A 3,720-nucleotide genomic window follows, 5' to 3' on the forward strand; every position below is an offset into this window, starting at 1 on the left:
CGCCTTCTGTATCTCCCGCTCAGTGCGCGTGTCCACGCTGCTGGTGGCCTCGTCCAGGATGAGGATGCGCGGGTCGATGAGGGCCACGCGGGCAATCGACAACAACTGTCGTTGGCCCTGGCTCAGCCCCGCGCCGCGCTCGCCCAGGACGGTGGCGTAGCCATCGGGCAACCGCTGGATGAACTCGTCGGCGTGGGCCAACCGCGCCGCGGCCATGACTTGCTCGTCCGTCGCCTCCGGCCGGCCATAGCGGATGTTGTTGGTAACGGTGTCGCTGAACAGGAAGGAGTCTTGCAGGACAATGCCGATCTGGCGGCGCAGACTTTGCTGCGTCACGTCGCGCAGGTCGTGGCCGTCGATGGTGATCCGGCCGCCCGGGGCGGCTTTGCCGTTGACGCGTTCCTGGCCATCGGCGTGATCCGTAACGCCCACATCCCAGAAACGCGGCAGCAAGTTAATGATGGTCGTCTTGCCCGCGCCGGTGGGGCCGACGATGGCGATGGTCTGGCCCGGTTGGGCGTCGATGTTGACGCCGCGCAGCACCGGCTCGCCGGGATTGTACTCGGCCCACACGTCGTGGTACTCCACGTGGCCGGCGATGGGCGGCATCTCGATCGCGCCGGGCCGATCCACGATCTCCACCGGCTCATCGAGCAGGCCAAAGATGCGCTCCGCCCCGGCAATGGCGCTCTGGATGGTGGCCCACAGCGTGGCGATCTGCTGCACCGGCCGGTTGAACTGCTGGGTGTAGCCGATGAAGGTGATGATGAGGCCGACCGAGACCGTAGAGCCGAGGAATCCCTGGCTGTTTAGCATCATCAGGCCGCCCACGCCGGCCACAACGGCCAGGCTGACGTAGCTGAGCGCTTCCAGCATCGGGGCCAACGCGCCGGTATAAGCCTGGGCGCGGATGTTGGCGTCGCGGTTGGCGGCATTGCTGGTGCGGAACTGCTCGATGTTCTCGTCTTCGCGGCTGAATGCCTGCACCTCGCGCACGGCTGAGATGCTCTCCTGCAAATCAGCGTTGACGTTGCCAATCTGCATGCGCGCCTTGCGAAAAGCCTTGCGCGCCTGGCCGGAGAACCAGCGGGTGGCGATGAACATGAGTGGCAGCGTCACCAGGCTGATGAGGGCAAAGGGGGCGTCGAGCCGGAACATAACCCAGATCGTCCAGACGATGAGCAGCGTCCCTTGCAACACCGAGACGAGGCCAAAACCGATGACCTGCTGGAGCGTATCGCTGTCGTTGGTGAAGCGGCTCATCACGTCGCCCGCCTCGTGCTTGGTGAAGTAGCCCAGCGAGAGGTGGTGAATGTGGGCGAAAACGTCGGCCTGCAAGTCGCGCAGCACGCGGTAACCCGACCAGCTCATCAGGTAAAACAGCAGACCGCTGAAGATGGCGCTGCCGACGTAGAGACCGACGATGAGCAAGATGAGCCGGCCCAGACCGGCGATAGTGTCCGCTGCCGTCGCCTCCGGGTCGGGTGTGGTGTACCAGCAATTGCTGGTCGCCTCTTCGGTGCTGCCGGCCGCGAACTGCGAAAGCGCCCCGGCCAAGCCTCCTTCCGCGATGGCCGCGCGGGCAGTGAATGGGGTCAGGTAACAGTCTACCGTCTGACCGGTCAGGTCGGGGATGAGCACCTGCATGTACGTGCTGCTGACAATGAGCAGGGCAACGATGAGCAGTACCCAGCCGTAGTGGCGGAAGTAATGCCACAGCCGGCCGAGCGTGCCGCTAACGCTGCGCGCCTTGCTCGTTTCCATGCCCAGGGAGCGGGCTCCGTGATCCATCATGATTGCTTTTCTCCGCAGTGAATAAGCGATTAGGTTCCATGGGTCAGGGGAAGAGCGCTCTTCCCTGGGCCCTAACCCCTAGTCCCTACCTGCACGTCATCCGCCAACTGCGAGTGGTAAATGTCGGCGTAGATCTCGCTGTCTTCCATCAGTTCTTCATGCGTGCCGCGGGCGACAACACGCCCCTTTTCCAGCACGAGAATCTGGTCGGCGTTCAGCACCGTGCTGATGCGCTGGGCGATGACGAAGCTGGTGCGTCCTTCCATCAACCGGTCGAGCGCCTTCTGAATCTCATACTCCGTGTTCAAGTCCACGCTGCTGGTGCTGTCGTCCAGGATGAGAATGTGCGGGTCGAGCAGCAGGGCGCGGGCGATGGCCACACGCTGTTTCTGGCCGCCGCTCAGCGTCGCGCCGCGCTCGCCGACCGGCGTGTCGTAGCCCTGGGGGAAACCGGTGATGAAGTCATGGGCGGCGGCGGCCTGGGCCGCGGCGATCACTTCTTCGTCCGTCGCGTCTGGCCGGCCAAAGGCGATATTCTCGCGGATCGTGCCGCTGAACAGTACCGTCTCTTGTAGAACGATGCCGATGTGCAGGCGCAGGCTCTCCAACGTCACGTCGCGCACGTCGCGGCCGTCGATGAGCACCTGCCCGTCGCTTACGTCATAGAAGCGCGGGATGAGATTGATGATGCTGCTCTTGCCGCTGCCCGTCGCGCCCAGCAGGGCCACCGTTTGGCCCGGCTCGGCCACAAAGCTGATGTTGCTCAACACCGGCTCGCTGCCGGCGAAGTAGCGGAAGGTGACGTCGCGGAACTCGACCCGGCCGTCCACCTCGCCCAAATCCGCCGCGCCCGGTTTGTTCTCCACGTCGTTCTTGGTGTCCAGAATCTCGAAGATGCGCTCGGCGCTGGCGCCGGCCTGGGCCATCAGGGAGATGATGAAGCCGAGCTGGCCCATCGGGATGAAGACGTAGACGAGATAGAGGCTAAACTTCTGCCACTCGCCTAGCGTCAGCGTGCCATCGATGATCTGCCGGCCGCCGAAGTAGAGCACGGCTGCCTGGCCCAGGTTGGCGATCAGGAAGATGAACGGAAACAGGAAAGAGAAGATGCGGCTGATCTTGATGCGCTGCTGGAGGAGGGAATCGATGCTGTCGTGGAAGCGCTGTTCCTCGCGCCGCTCGCTGGTGAACGCCTTCACGACCTTCAGCCCGGCCAGGTTCTCCTGGAGCGTGGTGTTGACGCGCCCTAGTCGCTTCTGCACCTCGACGAATAGCGGCTGAGCGATGGCCCCAAAGCCCATGAACAGGATCAGGGCCAACGGCAGCACCGGCAGGACGACCAGCGTCAGCCGGAAGTTCGTTGCCAGCAGGATGATCAGTGTGCCGCCCAGGAGGATGAGCGCTTGCAGCGCCATCAGCAGACCCTGGCCGATGAAGACGCGCAGCCGCTCCACGTCGTCGGTCGCGCGCACCATCAGTTGGCCGGTGCGGTTGCGGTCGTGATAGCTGAAGCTGAGGCGCTGAATCTTGGCAAACAGATCGTTGCGCAGGTCGAAGGCGATGTTCTCCGACAACGCCTGTGACATGAAGTTCTGGCCGAAGGCGAACACGCCGCGGGCCACGGCGAAGAGGATGATGATCAGCGTGACCGTGATCAGGGTGCGGGATGCGCCGTCCAGTTCGGCCTGGGCCGCGGTCAGGTCGAGACCAAGTTGCTGCGCGGCGATAGCCTGGATGTTGGCCGGCAAATTGAGGATGCCCTGGTTGGTGGCATTGGTGACAATAGTGTCGATGATCTGCTGCACCAACTGGGGCACGACCAGTTGCGCGGCCGTGGCGATGATCAGCGCCAGCGTCGCGCCCACCGTCAGGCGCGGGTATTTCAAGAGATAGCGTAGGGCTCGACCCAATGAACCCAGCCCAGGA

2 protein-coding genes are annotated in these 3,720 nt (G+C 63.8%); both read right to left on the reverse strand.

Going from position 1 to position 3,720, the window contains the following annotated elements; translation table 11 throughout:
- The coding region (locus ACE3UY_RS01140) for an ABC transporter ATP-binding protein (protein ID WP_374685715.1) at nt 1-1,794 on the reverse strand (1,794 nt) is incomplete at its 3' end.
- A gap of 71 nt (nt 1,795-1,865) precedes the next feature.
- The coding region (locus tag ACE3UY_RS01145) for an ABC transporter ATP-binding protein (RefSeq protein ID WP_374685716.1) at nt 1,866-3,720 on the reverse strand (1,855 nt) is incomplete at its 5' end.

Source organism: Promineifilum sp. (SeqCode) (assembly GCF_041918635.1).
GTDB lineage: Bacteria > Chloroflexota > Anaerolineae > Promineifilales > Promineifilaceae > Promineifilum.